The organism is Streptomyces alfalfae (assembly GCF_004127445.1).
GTDB lineage: Bacteria > Actinomycetota > Actinomycetes > Streptomycetales > Streptomycetaceae > Streptomyces > Streptomyces alfalfae.
The window spans coordinates 288,593-303,107 of sequence record NZ_QEXM01000045.1 but is presented as its reverse complement, the minus strand read 5'-3'; the positions used below and the strand labels follow the sequence as shown (position 1 = coordinate 303,107).

The window sequence follows — 14,515 nt, the reverse complement described above, 5'->3', positions numbered from 1 at the left end:
TCCCCTCGGGGGTATCTCAGGGTCCGCCAGGCCCGGCCTCGGGAATGTCCGGGCCGCCTCGGGCGTTGTCGACTGCGACGGGTCCCGCGATCCGTCCGCACTTCACCGGCGTATCGACGAATCGACGTAAGGATCCAATGACCTCCTCTTCTTCCCCTTCCCAGGACGTACAGAGCTTCGCGCAGAACTACCCCGAAGGTCTTCGGGCCGATGCCCTGATGGAAGAGGACGTCGCCTGGAGCCACGAGATCGACGGAGAGCGTGACGGCGACCAGCTCGACCGCTCCGAGCGCGCGGCCCTGCGCCGTGTCGCGGGCCTCTCCACCGAGCTCGAGGACGTCACCGAGGTCGAGTACCGCCAGCTCCGCCTGGAGCGCGTGGTCCTCGTCGGAGTGTGGACCTCCGGAACCGTGGACGACGCGGAGAACTCCCTCGCCGAGCTGGCCGCTCTCGCGGAGACCGCGGGCGCACTCGTGCTCGACGGCGTGGTGCAGCGCCGCGACAAGCCGGACCCGGCGACGTACATCGGCTCCGGCAAGGCCCTCGAACTGCGGGACATCGTGCTCGAGACCGGCGCCGACACCGTCGTCTGCGACGGTGAGCTGAGCCCCGGCCAGCTCATCCACCTCGAAGACGTCGTCAAGGTCAAGGTGGTCGACAGGACCGCCCTGATCCTCGACATCTTCGCCCAGCACGCCAAGTCCCGAGAGGGCAAGGCGCAGGTCGCCCTGGCACAGATGCAGTACATGCTGCCGAGGCTCCGCGGCTGGGGCCAGTCGCTCTCCCGGCAGATGGGTGGCGGCGGCGGTGGCGGCATGGCCACGCGTGGTCCCGGTGAGACCAAGATCGAGACCGACCGGCGGCGCATCCGCGAGAAGATGGCGAAGATGCGCCGGGAGATCGCGGAGATGAAGACCGGCCGCGACATCAAGCGCCAGGAGCGCCGGCGCAACAAGGTGCCCTCGGTCGCCATCGCCGGTTACACCAACGCCGGCAAGTCCTCGCTGCTCAACCGCCTCACGGGCGCGGGCGTCCTGGTGGAGAACGCGCTGTTCGCCACCCTCGACCCGACCGTGCGCCGGGCGGAAACGCCGGGCGGCAGGCTCTACACCCTGGCCGACACCGTCGGGTTCGTGCGGCATCTGCCGCACCACCTCGTCGAGGCGTTCCGCTCCACGATGGAGGAGGTCGCCGACTCCGACCTCATCCTGCACGTGGTGGACGGTTCGCACCCGGTGCCGGAGGAGCAGCTCGCCGCCGTGCGCGAGGTCATCCGCGACGTGGGCGCCACCGAAGTGCCCGAGATCGTGGTGATCAACAAGGCGGACGCGGCGGACCCGCTGGTCCTCCAGCGGCTCCTGCGCAATGAGAAGCACGCGATCGCGGTCTCCGCGCGCACCGGCGCCGGCATCGACGAGCTCCTCGCGCTCGTCGACGTCGAGCTGCCGCGGCCCGAGGTCGAGATCGAGGCCCTCGTTCCGTACACCCACGGCCAGCTCGTCTCGCGGGCGCACGCCGAGGGCGAGGTGCTCTCCGAGGAGCACACCGGCGAGGGCACGCTGCTCAAGGCGCGGGTGCACGAGGAACTCGCCGCGGAGCTCAATCCGTATGTTCCGGCCGCGCACTGAGCGCACCCCGCACCAGCCGGACATGACGAAGGCCCGCCCCTCTCGCAGGGGCGGGCCTTCGCCGTATCAAGCCGTATCAGGTGTGACGGGCACGAGGGGCGGCTACCGGGAGCCGTACTTCTCGCTCATCATGTCGTAGACCTGCTCGGCGCCCTTGCCGAGCTGCGGGCCCGCGAGCCAGGTGTTCTCGGCCGGGCCGATCGAGGTGTTCGAGACGAGCCGCGTCTTGCCGTTCACCATGCGGAACCAGCCGCCGCCGGAGGAACCGCCGGTCATGGTGCAGCCGATGCGGTACATCGTCGGCAGGGACGGCGACAGCGAGAGACGACCGGGCTTGTCCACGCACTTGTGCATCATGAGGCCGTTGTAGGGCGGAGCGGCAGGGTAGCCCCAGGCGCCCATCGAGCCGACGCTCTGCGTGGCCGGGGTCGAGAAGTCGACATCGAGCGCGTTGCCGACGGTCTCCTCCAGGGACTTGCCGCCCTGCTCCGGCTTCACGTGCATCACGGCGTAGTCGTGCGTCGCGCCGGCGCCGCCCGTCGGGCCGCCCTCGTTGATCCACTCGTTGGAGGTCGAGACCCAGTCGGCCCAGTACTGGCCGTAGGGGGCGATCTCCTGCGGGGCCGCGTCGCCCAGCTCGGCCTCGGACTTGCCGAGGTCGTTGTATGAGGGCACGAAGGCGATGTTGCGGTACCAGCCACCGTTCTTGCCCGCGTGCACGCAGTGGCCGGCGGTCCACACCAGGTTGGACCTGCCGGGGTTGCGCGGGTCCTTCACGACGGTGCCCGAGCAGACCATCGAGCCTTCGGGGGAGTCGAAGAAGATCTTGCCGACCGGCGCGGCGTGCTCGTGGTACGGCGTCTTCTCGGGCTTGGCCCGGACCGGCGTCGGCTCCGGATCGGTGGCACCCTGGTCGGCGGCCGCGTCCTTCGACGCGATCGTCTTGTTCGGGTCCTTCGCGTCCTTCATCCGCTCGGGCTTCCACAGGTCCTTGATGACCGGGTTGACGAAGTCACTCGCCTCGCGCAGCCACTTGTCCTTGTCGAAGTTCTTCCAGCCGCCGTTCTCCCACTGGTCCGGGTCGATGCCGTGCTTCTTGAGCTTGTCGGCGAGCCTGTCCGGCAGCTTGGAGTCGGAGCCGGACCCGTCGGATTCGGCGGCGCTCGACGAGCCACCGGCCGTGTCCTCGCTCGGGCCGCAGGCCGTGGCGGTGAGCGCCAGGGTCGCGGCGAGCCCGGTGGCGGCGAGCGCGACGCGCCGTCCACGGCTGCGCGCGAACGGCGCACGAGTGGAACGCATGGTGCAGGTACCCCCGTATGGAACGTGTGATTGCCATGTACGTGTCATATGTCGGCCCGAGGTGCCCCGGACGACGCAACACCTCACTATGCCTGTGAGGTGGGGGACGAACAGCGGCGGGGTCGTGAAGGTTTCCGGCGAACCCGCCGCCGTACGGCGAGTGAGCGGCAAGCGGTTCCCCGGAGCGGTCGCCGACCACTCGCGGCGGGTCGGCGGTCGCTCCGGGTGACTTACTGGCCGCTCGGCGGCGGTCGGCGGTCGCTCCGCGGTGACTACTGGTCGGCGAACTTCTTGCTGACCGCTTCGTAGATGCCCTCGGCCTCCTTGCCGAGGCGCGGCCCGGCCAGCCAGCCCGCCGTCACCGGGCCGATGGAGGTGTTCGACACCAGGGCCGGCTTACCGTCCTGACCGGGCGCGACCCAGCCGCCACCGGAGGAACCGCCGGTCATGGTGCAGCCGACGCGGTACATCGTCGGCTCGGACTTGCTGAGCGAGAGCCGTCCGGGCTTGTCGGCGCACTGGAACAGCTTCTGGCCGTCGAAGGGCGGCGCCGCCGGGTAACCGGTGGCCGTCAGGGACTTGACCTGCGGCACGGCCGGGGCGTCGAAGTCCACGGGGAGGGCCGAACCGACGGTCTCCTCCAGCGACTTGCCCTCGCTGCCCTTCTCGGGCTTCACGTGCATGACCGCGAAGTCATGGGGAGCGCCGGCACCGCCCGTCGGGCCGCCGCGCTCGATCCACTGGTCGGAGGTCTGTGCCCAGTCGCCCCACCAGACGCCGTACGGGGCGACCTCTTCCTTGGGCGCGTTCTGCAGCTCCGCGGCGGACTTGCCGCTGTTGTTGTACGAGGGGACGAAGATCATGTTGCGGTACCAGCCGCCCTTGGCGCCCGCGTGCACGCAGTGGCCCGCGGTCCACACCATGTTGGACTTGCCGGGGTTGGCCGGGTCCTTCACCACGGTCGCGGAGCAGACCATCGAACCGTCGGGGCCGTCGAAGAAGAGCTTGCCCGAGGCGGGGGACCGGTCGTGGTACGGCGTCTTCACCGCGGCCGCTTCCACGGGCTCGGGCGTCGGGTCGGTGACGCCCTGGTCACCGGAGATGTCGTTGTCGTCGACGCCCCGGTCCGGGTTCTTGTCGGCGTCCCGCATCCGGTCGGGGTCCCAGAGGTCCTCGATGATCGGGTTGACGAACTCACCGGCCTCGCGCAGCCACTTGTCCTTGTCGAAGTTCTTCCAGCCGCCGGCTTCCCACTTGTCCAGGTCGATGCCGTGCTCTTTGAGCTTGTCCTTGAGATCGGCCGGAATCTCGAACTTGTCGCCGTTGCTGCCGTCGGCCTGCGACGACGACGAGTCGCCGCCGGCGTTGTCCTCGGTGGGACCACAGGCCGTGGCGGTCAGCACGAGCGCCGCGCCGAGCGCCACAGCGGCCGCGACGGGGGAGGTGCGGTGGCGCGTGCTCCTCCCGTTCCGTGCGGTGAGGAGCGGACGTATGGGTCGCATCGAGAGTTTCCCCCTGGGCCTCGTAAATCAGTACGGAAGTGCTGGTCATCGGGGGGTGCGGGCACCCGTCCCGCCGGCGCGAACGCCCCCTTTGGCCGGGAATCGTCACGTGCCTTTGGCCGATGAACGGCCCCCACACTATGCCGGTGACTTGGGGGACTGCCGACAGGAGGGCAACGGTTCCGCAACGGCAAGATCTTCCGATTACCCCCGTGCCCCGACCGGGGTCACCGTCGTTGTTACGTACGGGGGAGCCGCAGCCTGCGTTCATCCCCCTGCCAAGTCGTCTGCCCGTCCGGCCACTTGGGGGCTCCCCGGAGCCGCCCGGCCGGGACGCGCTCGTCCCCAGCGGGAGGACCAACAGTCGTGGCCGTGATCGAGCCTGCGCCCGCGGCGGCGTCCGCAGCATCCTCCGGAACGCAAGCCCCCTCCGGAGCGCGAGCGACTTCCGGAACGCACGCACCTCCCGGACCGAGAGCACCCTTCGCACCGCCGTCCTCACCGCAGCCGATGGCTCCGTCTCATCAAGAAGGCGGGCAGGAAGGCATCCTACGACGGCAGTCCGCGCGGGAATCGGCCGCGCGGACCTACGCGCGCGCCCTGCCGATCGTGCCGGTGCGGGCGCGCGGCATGACCATCGAAGGCGCCGACGGCCGCCGCTACCTCGACTGCCTCTCGGGCGCCGGGACCCTGGCCCTCGGACACAACCACCCCGTGGTGCTCGAAGCGATCAGGCAGGTCCTCGACTCCGGGGCGCCGCTGCACGTCCTCGACCTGGCGACGCCCGTCAAGGACGACTTCACCAGCGAACTGTTCCGCACGCTGCCGCCCGGCCTCGCCGAGCGCGCCCGCATCCAGTTCTGCGGCCCCGCGGGGACGGACGCGGTGGAGGCGGCGCTGAAACTGGTCCGCGCGGCCACGGGCCGCGACAGCATGCTGGCCTTCACCGGCGCCTACCACGGGATGACGGCCGGAGCGCTGGAGGTGTCCGGCGCCGCGCCGAGCGTCCGCGTCACCCGCCTGCCCTACCCACAGGACTACCGCTGCCCGTTCGGCCTCGGCGGGGCGGGTGGCGCGGAACTGTCCGCACGCTGGACCGAGAACCTCCTCGACGACACCAAGTCGGGCGTCCCCGCGCCCGCGGGCATGATCCTCGAACCGGTCCAGGGCGAGGGCGGCGTCCTGCCCGCGCCGGACGGCTGGCTGCGCCGCATGCGCGAGATCACCGCCGCGCGCGACATCCCGCTGATCGTGGACGAGGTGCAGACGGGGGTCGGGCGCACCGGAGCGTTCTGGGCCGTCGAGCACAGCGGCATCGTGCCGGACGTGATGGTGCTCTCGAAGGCGATCGGCGGCAGCCTGCCGCTGGCCGTCGTGGTCTACCGCGACGACCTGGACCTCTGGCCGCCCGGCGCCCACGCGGGCACGTTCCGCGGCAACCAGCTCGCCATGGCCGCCGGCGCGGCGACCCTCGCGTACGTACGGGAACACGGCCTCGCCGAACGCGCTGCCACCCTCGGCGCCCGCATGCTGGCCCAGCTGCGGACACTGGCCGTCGACCACCCCTGCGTGGGCGAGGTCCGCGGCCGGGGGCTGATGATCGGCGTCGAGCTGGTGGACGCGCGGTGCGACCGCGGACTGCCCGAGGGCACGGCCGAGGCCGAGATCGAGCACGGCTCGCGCGTCGAAGGCATCGACGGACTCCCGCCCGTCGCCCGGCCCCGCCCACCGGCGCCGGAGCTGGCCGCCGCTGTGCAGCGCGAGTGCCTGCGGCGTGGGCTCATCGTCGAGCTGGGCGGCCGTCACTCCAGCGTCGTACGGCTGCTCCCCCCGCTGACCATCACGGACGAACAGGCGACAGCGGTCCTCGATCGCCTCGCCGACGCGCTGGCCGCCGTGGCACGCCACGACCACGGATAGCCGAGAGGGGCCCGGGCCGTTCCGGCTGCCATGAGCCCGGGTCCCTCTCGGCCCCGTCGCCCCTGGAGTTCGACCCACTTCCCAAGGAACCCCCTGTGAATGCCACTCCCGCTTCCGAAGGCCGCTCCCACCCCCAGGCCCCCATCGCGTGCGGCACTCCGTCCTCGCGGGTGGCGGAGTCCGGTTCGGTCCCCCGGCAGATGGGCGGCGGCGAAGCGGCCGAGCACCTGCACGGCGCCTCGGCCGACCTGCTGGAGCACCCCTCCCCGCACGTCGCCGCGCAGGCCGCGGCCGTGGAGAACCTGCTGCGCTGCTGGGTGCGGGAGAACGGCCTCCCCGCACCCGAGCGCGGCACCCTGCGCGTGCCGCTCGCCGCGAGCGGCACGGCCCTGCTCGTCCCCGTGCACTACTGGTCGGCCACCGGCTGGCACCGTTTCGGCCTGCCGCACCTGGAGGACGGCCCGGTCGGCGCCCCTCCCGTCGACGCGGTGACCGTCGCCGCGCTGCTGGGCCGCGAGACGGCTCGCCGGGAGGCGGCAGCCGCGAGGGCGGAGGATTCCACGGCCGTGGCCGGCCTCTCGGCCACGGCTGGCCTCTCGCCTGCGGCTGGTCCTTCGGCCACGGATGACGCCTCGGCCACGGCTGGCTCCGCAGCCACAACCGACTCCGCAGCCACAGCAGCCACGGCCGCAGCTGACCCCGCGGCCACAACCGGCCCCGCAGCCGCGGCCGCAGCTGGCCTCTCAGCCACCACCGCCGACAAGCCCGCGGCCTCCGCGACCCCGGAGGCCGCGGAGACCGACGGTGCCGACCTGGTCGGCCGGGTCGCCGACTCCGTGCGGCGTACCGCCCAGTTCATCGCCTACCGCCGCGGCAACCCGGGCGATGAGCCCGACCTCTTCCTCACCGCGGAACAGTCCCTGCTCCTCGGGCACCCCCTCCATCCGACCCCCAAGAGCCGCGAGGGTCTGTCCGACACCGAGAACCGTCTGTACTCACCGGAATCGCGCGGCGCCTTCGCCCTGCACTGGCTCGCCGTCGACCCGTCCGTGCTCGCCTCGGACTCGGCCTGGACCGAGCGGGGCCGCACCGTCCCCGCCGCCCAGCTCACCGCACGGCTCGCGGGCCCGGGACTGCCACTGCCGGACGGCCGCGCGGCCCTGCCCGTCCACCCCTGGCAGATCCGCGAGCTGCGGCACCGCCCCGCCGCCGCGGAACTCCTCGACGCCGGACTGCTCCAGGACCTCGGACCGCACGGCGGCCCCTGGCACCCCACCTCCTCCGTGCGCACCCTCTACCGCTCCGACGCGCCCGCCATGCTCAAGCTCTCGCTGGGCCTGCGCATCACCAACTCCCGGCGCGAGAACCTCCGCAAGGAACTCCACCGCGGCGTCGAGGTCCACCGTCTGCTCCGCACCGGTCTGGCCGAGCAGTGGCAGGCGGTCCACCCCGGCTTCGACGTGATCCGCGACCCCGCGTGGCTCGCCGCAACGGGACCGGACGGCGCACCCGTCCCCGGACTCGACGTCATGATCCGGCACAATCCCTTCGGCCCCGGCGACGACGCCACCTGCGTGGCCGGGCTCGTCTCGCCCCGGCCCTCCGGTCGGCACGTGGACCACGACCACCAGCCGATGCGCTCGCGGCTCGCCGAGATCGTCACCAGGCTCGCCGGGCAGACGGGCCGGCCACGCGGCGCCGTCGCCGCCGAGTGGTTCCTGCGCTACCTCAAGACCGTCGTCCGCCCCGTGCTCTGGCTGGACAGCGAGGCGGGCGTCGCCCTGGAGGCCCACCAGCAGAACACGATCATCCTGCTCGACCCCGACGGCTGGCCCGTGGGCGGCCGCTACCGCGACAACCAGGGCTACTACTTCCGCGAGTCCCGGCGCGCCGAACTGGAGAAGCGGCTTCCCGGCATCGGCCGGCACAGCGACACCTTCGTCTCCGACGGGGTGACGGACGAGCGGTTCGCCTACTACCTCGGCATCAACAACGTCCTCGGCCTCATCGGAGCCTTCGGCGCCGAACGCCTCGCCGACGAGCGCCTGTTGCTCGCCGCCTTCCGCCGCTTCCTCGGCGACGTCGCCTCGGGGCCCGACAGCCTGTGCACCTCCTTGCCCGCGACGCTGCTCGACTCACCCGTGCTGCGGTGCAAGGCCAACCTCCTGACCCGGCTGCACGGACTCGACGAGCTCGTCGGCCCCGTCGACACGCAGTCCGTCTACGTCACCATCACCAATCCCCTCCACCCGCCGCATTCCTGAGAGCCATGCCGTACTTCTTCTGACAGGAGCGATGCCGTGCCTCCTCCCGATGCGAGCACCGACGCGGGAGTCGGATCCGCAGCGGCCGCCGCCGATGGCGCGGACACCCTCGATCTGCGCCTGCCCGAAGAGCTGACCTCGCTGCCGGCCGACACCGGCGCCGGCATCCTCGCGGTGGACGACCTCCTCGACCGTGTCGCCGACTGGGGCCCGACCACCTCGGCCGTCGGTGTCTTCCAGCTCGTACCCGTCCGCCTCGAACGCGATCTGCCGCTGATCAGCCGGTGGATGAACGACCCCGCCGTCTCGGCCTTCTGGGAACTCGCGGGCCCCGAGGCCGTGACCGAGGCCCATCTGCGTCCCCAGCTCGACGGAGACGGGCGCAGTGTCCCCTGTCTCGGCGTCCTCGACGGCACACCGATGAGCTACTGGGAGATCTACCGGGCGGACCTCGACCCGCTGGCACGCCACTACCCCGCACGCCCGCACGACACCGGGGTCCACCTCCTCATCGGTGGTGTCGCCCACCGCGGCCAGGGCCTCGGCACCTCACTGCTCAGAGCCGTCGTGGATCTGGTCTTCGAACACCGCCCCGCCTGCGCACGCGTCGTGGCGGAACCCGACCTGCGCAACACCCCCTCCGTCTCAGCCTTCCTCAGCGCCGGCTTCCGCTTCTCCGCCGAAGTGGATCTCCCCGACAAGCGGGCGGCCCTGATGATCACCGACCGGGCCCTGCGCGCAGTGCTACGGCCCGGTCACGTTTAGTGCAACTCCGCTCGACCCGATCCGGTTCCCTCTCGTAGGAGTTCCCGTGCCGAATCCGTCCGACAGCCCGATGTCCGGCCCCGCCGCGGCGCTGTACGACCCACCCGAGCTGACCCGGGGCAGATGGCAGAGGGCCGGCCGCCGACTGCTGGCGAAGATGATCGGTGAGTTCGCGTACGAGGAGATCATCCGGCCCGAGCCGGTCGAGGAGCCCGTGCTTCCCCTCCCGGGCGAGGGGACCATATGTCCTGTGCCGGTCGAGGAGGGCGGGTCGGCCCCCGGCGCGAGCCACGGTGTCTCCTCCTACCGCCTCCGCATCGACCCCGCCGGGGCGGACGAACTCACCGCGGCGGCCAAAGCGGACACCCAAGCCCATGCGGACACTCAGGCCCATGCGGACACCCAGGTCCAAGCGGGGACACAGGCCGGGGTCACCGCATCGCCGGAGGCTCGCGCGATGATCGGCGCGGACCGCGGCGGCTGGCTCTCCTTCCGGGCCCGCCGCGGCTCGTACGGGAGCTGGTACGTGGACCCGGGCAGCCTCGCCCTGGCCGAGGGGGACGGCGAAGCACGCCCCTTCAACGACCCGATCCGGTTCCTCGTGCTGGCCCGCCGCACACTGGGGCTGGACGGCGCCACACTCGGCCACCTCGTCCGCGAGCTCAGCTTCACGCTCTGCTCCGACACCCGGATAGATCACACCGCGCTCTCCGCGGCGCGGCTCGCCGACCTCGGGTACGCGGAACTCGAGGGGCACCAGACCGGACACCCCTGGTTGATCCTCAACAAGGGGCGCATCGGATTCTCGGCGAGTGACACCGACCGCTGGGCTCCCGAGGCACGCCGTCCCACCGCGCTTCCCTGGATAGCGGTCCGCACCGACCTCGCCGTCTACCGGGGCGTCACCGGCCTGGACACCGCCCAGCAGCTCTACGCCCGCGAGCTCAGCGCCGCCACCCGGGAGACGTTCGAGGACTTACTCCGCGCGCGTGGACTCGATCCCGGTGACTACCTGTACCTCCCGGTGCACCCCTGGCAGTGGGACGAGACCGTGCTGCCGCTCTTCGCCCCCTCCGTCGCCGCCGACGCCATCGTCCCGCTGGGTAGCGACGGCGACCTGCGCCTGCCGCAGCAGTCCATCCGCACGTTCCTGAACACCTCCCGGCCGGACCGCCACTCCGTGAAACTGCCGCTGTCGGTCCTGAACACCCTGGTGTGGCGAGGCCTCCCCACCGAACGCACGATCGCGGCACCCGCCGTCACGGCGTGGATGCACTCCCTGCGCGACGCCGACCCCTTCCTGCGCGACGAGTGCCGGGTGATCCTCCTCGGCGAGGTGGCGTCCGTCGCCGTCGAGCACCCGGTCTACGACGGGCTGCCGGAGGTTCCGTACCAGTACAGAGAGCTGCTCGGCGCCATCTGGCGCGAACCGATCACGCGATACCTCGCCCCCGGCGAACGCGCGCGTACGCTCGCCTCCCTCCTGCACACCGACCCCGAGGGCCGGGCCTTCGTGGCGGAACTCGTCGAACGCTCGGGGTTGACCCCCACGGTCTGGCTGCGCCGGCTGTTCGCCGCGCTGCTGCCCCCGCTGCTGCACTTCCTGTACCGCTACGGCACCGTCTTCTCGCCGCACGGGGAGAACGCCATCGTCGTCTTCGACCACAGGGACGTGCCCGTCCGGCTCGCCGTGAAGGACTTCGTGGACGACGTCAACGTGAGTTCCGTGCCGCTGCCCGAGCAGGACTCGATGCCCGACGACGTGCGCGAGGTCCTGCTGACCGAGCCGCCCGCGTTCCTCACCCAGTTCATCCACTCCGGGCTCTTCGTGGGGGTCTTCCGCTATCTCGCGCCGCTGAGCGAGGAACACCTGGGCGTCAGCGAGGCCGCCTTCTGGCAGGCCGTGCGCGCCGAGATCCTGCGGCACCAGGCGCGCGCCCCGGAGCTCAAGGAGCGGTACACGATGTTCGACCTGCTCACACCGCGTATCGAGCGGCTGTGCCTCAACCGGAACCGCCTCCATCTCGACGGTTACCGCGACCGTCCGCAGCGCCCGCACGCCGCCGTCCACGGAACGGTGCCCAACCCCCTGCACCAGCCGTGATCGCGGGATTGTCAGTGGGGCACCGTAGGGTGGTCGCGCTATGACGAAGCCCTCCCTCCCCGAGCTCCTGCACGCCGCCGTCGCCGCCGTCGGCGGCACGGAGCGGCCCGGCCAGGTGGCCATGGCCGAGACCGTGGCCGCCGCGATCGACGACGGCTCCCATCTGCTGGTCCAGGCCGGCACCGGCACGGGCAAGTCCCTGGGCTACCTGGTGCCCGCCCTGGCGCACGGGGAGCGGGTGGTGGTCGCCACGGCCACGCTCGCCCTGCAGCGGCAGCTCGTGGAGCGGGACCTGCCGCGCACGGTGGACGCGCTGCACCCGCTGCTGCGCCGCCGCCCGCAGTTCGCGATGCTCAAGGGCCGCTCGAACTACCTGTGCCTGCACCGCCTGCACGAAGGCGTGCCGCAGGACGAGGAGGAGGGCCTCTTCGACCAGTTCGAGGCGGCCGCACCCACCAGCAAGCTGGGCCAGGACCTGCTGAGGATGCGGGACTGGGCCGACGAGACCGAGACCGGTGACCGCGACGACCTCACCCCCGGTGTGTCCGACCGGGCCTGGGCCCAGGTATCGGTCTCCTCGCGGGAGTGCCTGGGCGCCTCGAAGTGCGCCTATGGAGCGGAGTGCTTCGCGGAGGCGGCCCGCGAGCGCGCCAAGCTCTCCGACGTCGTCGTCACGAACCACGCGCTGCTCGCGATCGACGCCATCGAGGGCGCCCCCGTCCTGCCGCAGCACGAGGTGCTGATCGTGGACGAGGCCCATGAGCTGGTGTCCCGGGTCACCGGTGTCGCCACGGGCGAGCTCACGCCGGGGCAGGTCAACCGGGCGGTGCGGCGCGCGGCCAAGCTCGTGAACGAAAAGGCGGCCGATCAGCTCCAGACCGCCTCCGAGGGCTTCGAGCGCCTGATGGAGCTCGCCCTTCCCGGCCGCCTGGAGGAGATCCCCGAGGACCTCGGCTATGCCCTGATGGCGCTGCGGGACGCCGCCCGCACGGTGATCACGGCGCTCGGCTCCACCCGGGACAAGTCCGTCCAGGACGAGGACGCCGTCCGCAAGCAGGCGCTCGCCTCGGTGGAGTCGATCCACGACGTGGCGGAGCGGATCACCAACGGTTCCGAGTGGGACGTCGTCTGGTACGAGCGACACGACCGCTTCGGCGCCTCGCTGCGGGTGGCCCCGATGTCCGTGTCCGGCCTCCTGCGGGAGAAGCTGTTCAGCGACCGCTCGGTGACCCTGACGTCGGCCACGCTCAAGCTCGGCGGCGACTTCAACGGCGTGGGCGCGTCGCTGGGCCTGGCCCCGGAGGGCGCCGAGGCCGAGGACGCCCCCGTGTGGAAGGGCCTGGACGTCGGCTCCCCCTTCGACTACGGCAAGCAGGGCATCCTCTACGTGGCGAAGCACCTGGCCCGTCCGGGGCGCGAGGGAACCCGCGACGACATGCTCGATGAGCTGACCGAGCTGATCGAGGCGTCCGGTGGGCGCACGCTCGGCCTCTTCTCCTCCATGCGGGCCGCGCAGAGCGCCGCGGAGGAGCTGCGGGGCCGCCTGGACATGCCCATCCTGCTGCAGGGCGAGGAGACGCTCGGCGAGCTGATCAAGGGCTTCGCCGCGGACGCGCGGACCTGTCTCTTCGGGACGCTCTCGCTGTGGCAGGGCGTGGACGTGCCGGGCCCGAGCTGCCAGCTCGTCGTCATGGACAAGATCCCGTTCCCGCGGCCGGACGACCCGCTGATGAGCGCCCGCCAGAAGGCGGTCGACGAGGCCGGGGGCAACGGCTTCATGGCGGTCGCGGCCACCCATGCGGCGCTGCTGATGGCCCAGGGCGCCGGCCGCCTCGTACGGGCGACGGGGGACCGCGGGGTGGTCGCCGTTCTGGACCCCCGTCTGGCGACCGCGCGGTACGGCAGCTATCTGCGGGCCTCGCTGCCCGACTTCTGGTACACGACCGACCGCAATCAGGTGCGCCGCTCCCTGGCTGCGATCGACGCCGCGGCGAAGGCGGACGAGGCGTAGCTCCCGGGCCCCGCGAGGCGTGCTGGGCCCACGGGGGCTCACTGGCCACGGGGGCTCACCCGGACGCAGCAGGGCCCCGGAACCGGCGCAGTTGGTTCCGGGGCCCGGTCAAAGGCGGAGGCTCACACCCGCCGCAGCACCGCCACGACCTTGCCGAGGATGGTGGCCTCGTCGCCGGGAATCGGCTGGTACGCGGAGTTGTGCGGGAGCAGCCACACGTGGCCGTCCTCGCGCTTGAAGCGCTTCACCGTGGCTTCGCCGTCAAGCATGGCCGCCACGATGTCGCCATTCTCCGCGACGGGCTGGCGGCGCACGGTGACCCAGTCGCCGTCGCAGATCGCGGCCTCGATCATCGAGTCACCGACGACCTTGAGCACGAAGAGCTCGCCGTCACCGACCAGCTGCCGGGGGAGGGGGAAGACGTCCTCCACCGACTCCTCGGCGAGGATCGGGCCACCGGCGGCGATGCGGCCGACCAGCGGGACATACGAAGCGGCCGGCTTGCCGGTGGTGTCGGTGGGCTGGCTGCTCGGCTGGTCGGAGCCGCGCACCTCGTACGCCCGGGGGCGGTGGGGGTCGCGGCGCAGGAAGCCCTTGCGCTCCAGGGCCATCAGCTGATGGGCGACCGAGGAGGTGCTGGAGAGGCCGACGGCCTGCCCGATCTCCCGCATCGACGGTGGGTAGCCCCGCCGCTGCACGGAGTCCCTGATGACCTCGATGACCCTGCGCTGCCTGTCGGTGAGACCCGAGCTGTCCGCGCGGATGCCTGGAGGTCGGCCCGGCAGGGAGCGAGCGGGCGTGGGCCCCTCCTGGTTCGTAACTGCGTCATTCATGGCATGCACCGGCTCGAGTCGGCTCTGGGCAGTGATGGTGGCGCTGTCTGCGGTGGTGGTCACTTCGGTCGGCCCCTCTCGAGATGTTCTCTCCCTAGCTAGCCAACGGTAGTAGCTTTCGAAAGGTTGCGCCAAACACACGTTCGAGTGAAAAATCGGCGATTACCTGCCGTGATCATGCGTCCGGGT

The 14,515-nt window shown here is 71.6% G+C and carries 9 protein-coding genes; 6 read left to right on the top strand and 3 right to left on the bottom strand.

Annotated elements, in window-relative coordinates:
- Nucleotides 1-137 precede the first annotated feature (137 nt).
- Entirely contained in the window at nt 138-1,628 is a 1,491-nt protein-coding gene (gene hflX / locus DCW30_RS28130; protein WP_076684208.1) for a GTPase HflX, read from the top strand.
- A 102-nt stretch (nt 1,629-1,730) separates the two neighbouring features.
- Here hflX and DCW30_RS28125 read toward each other — a convergent pair whose 3' ends face one another.
- The gene (locus tag DCW30_RS28125; protein WP_076684207.1) at nt 1,731-2,927 is read right to left on the bottom strand and encodes a trypsin-like serine peptidase; all 1,197 of its coding nucleotides are present in this window, start codon (nt 2,925-2,927) and stop codon (nt 1,731-1,733) included.
- Nucleotides 2,928-3,199: 272 nt separating this feature from the next.
- Nucleotides 3,200-4,429, bottom strand: a complete 1,230-nt coding sequence (locus tag DCW30_RS28120; protein ID WP_205576587.1) for a trypsin-like serine peptidase — start codon at nt 4,427-4,429, stop codon at nt 3,200-3,202.
- 510 nt (nt 4,430-4,939) lie between these two features.
- On the opposite strand from DCW30_RS28120, the gene DCW30_RS28115 reads away from it, so the two are divergent.
- The 5 genes from DCW30_RS28115 (at nt 4,940) to DCW30_RS28095 (ending at nt 13,493) form a co-directional block, all read left to right on the top strand.
- On the top strand, nt 4,940-6,349 hold the full coding sequence (locus DCW30_RS28115; protein WP_076684205.1) for a diaminobutyrate--2-oxoglutarate transaminase family protein: 1,410 nt from the start codon (nt 4,940-4,942) through the stop codon (nt 6,347-6,349).
- A 95-nt stretch (nt 6,350-6,444) separates the two neighbouring features.
- Complete coding sequence (locus DCW30_RS28110) at nt 6,445-8,613, top strand: IucA/IucC family protein (protein ID WP_418347039.1); 2,169 nt, start codon at nt 6,445-6,447, stop codon at nt 8,611-8,613.
- 36 nt (nt 8,614-8,649) lie between these two features.
- Entirely contained in the window at nt 8,650-9,378 is a 729-nt protein-coding gene (locus DCW30_RS28105) for a GNAT family N-acetyltransferase (RefSeq protein WP_076684204.1), read from the top strand.
- A 70-nt stretch (nt 9,379-9,448) separates the two neighbouring features.
- Complete coding sequence (locus tag DCW30_RS28100) at nt 9,449-11,482, top strand: IucA/IucC family protein (RefSeq protein WP_076684203.1); 2,034 nt, start codon at nt 9,449-9,451, stop codon at nt 11,480-11,482.
- A 40-nt stretch (nt 11,483-11,522) separates the two neighbouring features.
- On the top strand, nt 11,523-13,493 hold the full coding sequence (locus DCW30_RS28095; protein WP_062773708.1) for an ATP-dependent DNA helicase: 1,971 nt from the start codon (nt 11,523-11,525) through the stop codon (nt 13,491-13,493).
- A 122-nt stretch (nt 13,494-13,615) separates the two neighbouring features.
- On the opposite strand, the gene lexA is transcribed toward DCW30_RS28095, so the two are convergent.
- Nucleotides 13,616-14,389, bottom strand: coding sequence for a transcriptional repressor LexA (lexA, locus tag DCW30_RS28090; protein ID WP_076684202.1), 774 nt, complete (start codon nt 14,387-14,389; stop codon nt 13,616-13,618).
- Between the last annotated feature and the right edge of the window lie 126 nt (nt 14,390-14,515).

Coding starts and splice junctions, on each gene's coding strand:
- hflX (WP_076684208.1), top strand. CDS start 138: ATGACCTCCTCTTCTTCCCCTTCCCAGGACGTACAGAGCTTCGCGCAG.
- DCW30_RS28095 (WP_062773708.1), top strand. CDS start 11,523: ATGACGAAGCCCTCCCTCCCCGAGCTCCTGCACGCCGCCGTCGCCGCC.
- DCW30_RS28115 (WP_076684205.1), top strand. CDS start 4,940: ATGGCTCCGTCTCATCAAGAAGGCGGGCAGGAAGGCATCCTACGACGG.
- DCW30_RS28125 (WP_076684207.1), bottom strand. CDS start 2,927: ATGCGTTCCACTCGTGCGCCGTTCGCGCGCAGCCGTGGACGGCGCGTC.
- DCW30_RS28120 (WP_205576587.1), bottom strand. CDS start 4,429: ATGCGACCCATACGTCCGCTCCTCACCGCACGGAACGGGAGGAGCACG.
- DCW30_RS28100 (WP_076684203.1), top strand. CDS start 9,449: ATGTCCGGCCCCGCCGCGGCGCTGTACGACCCACCCGAGCTGACCCGG.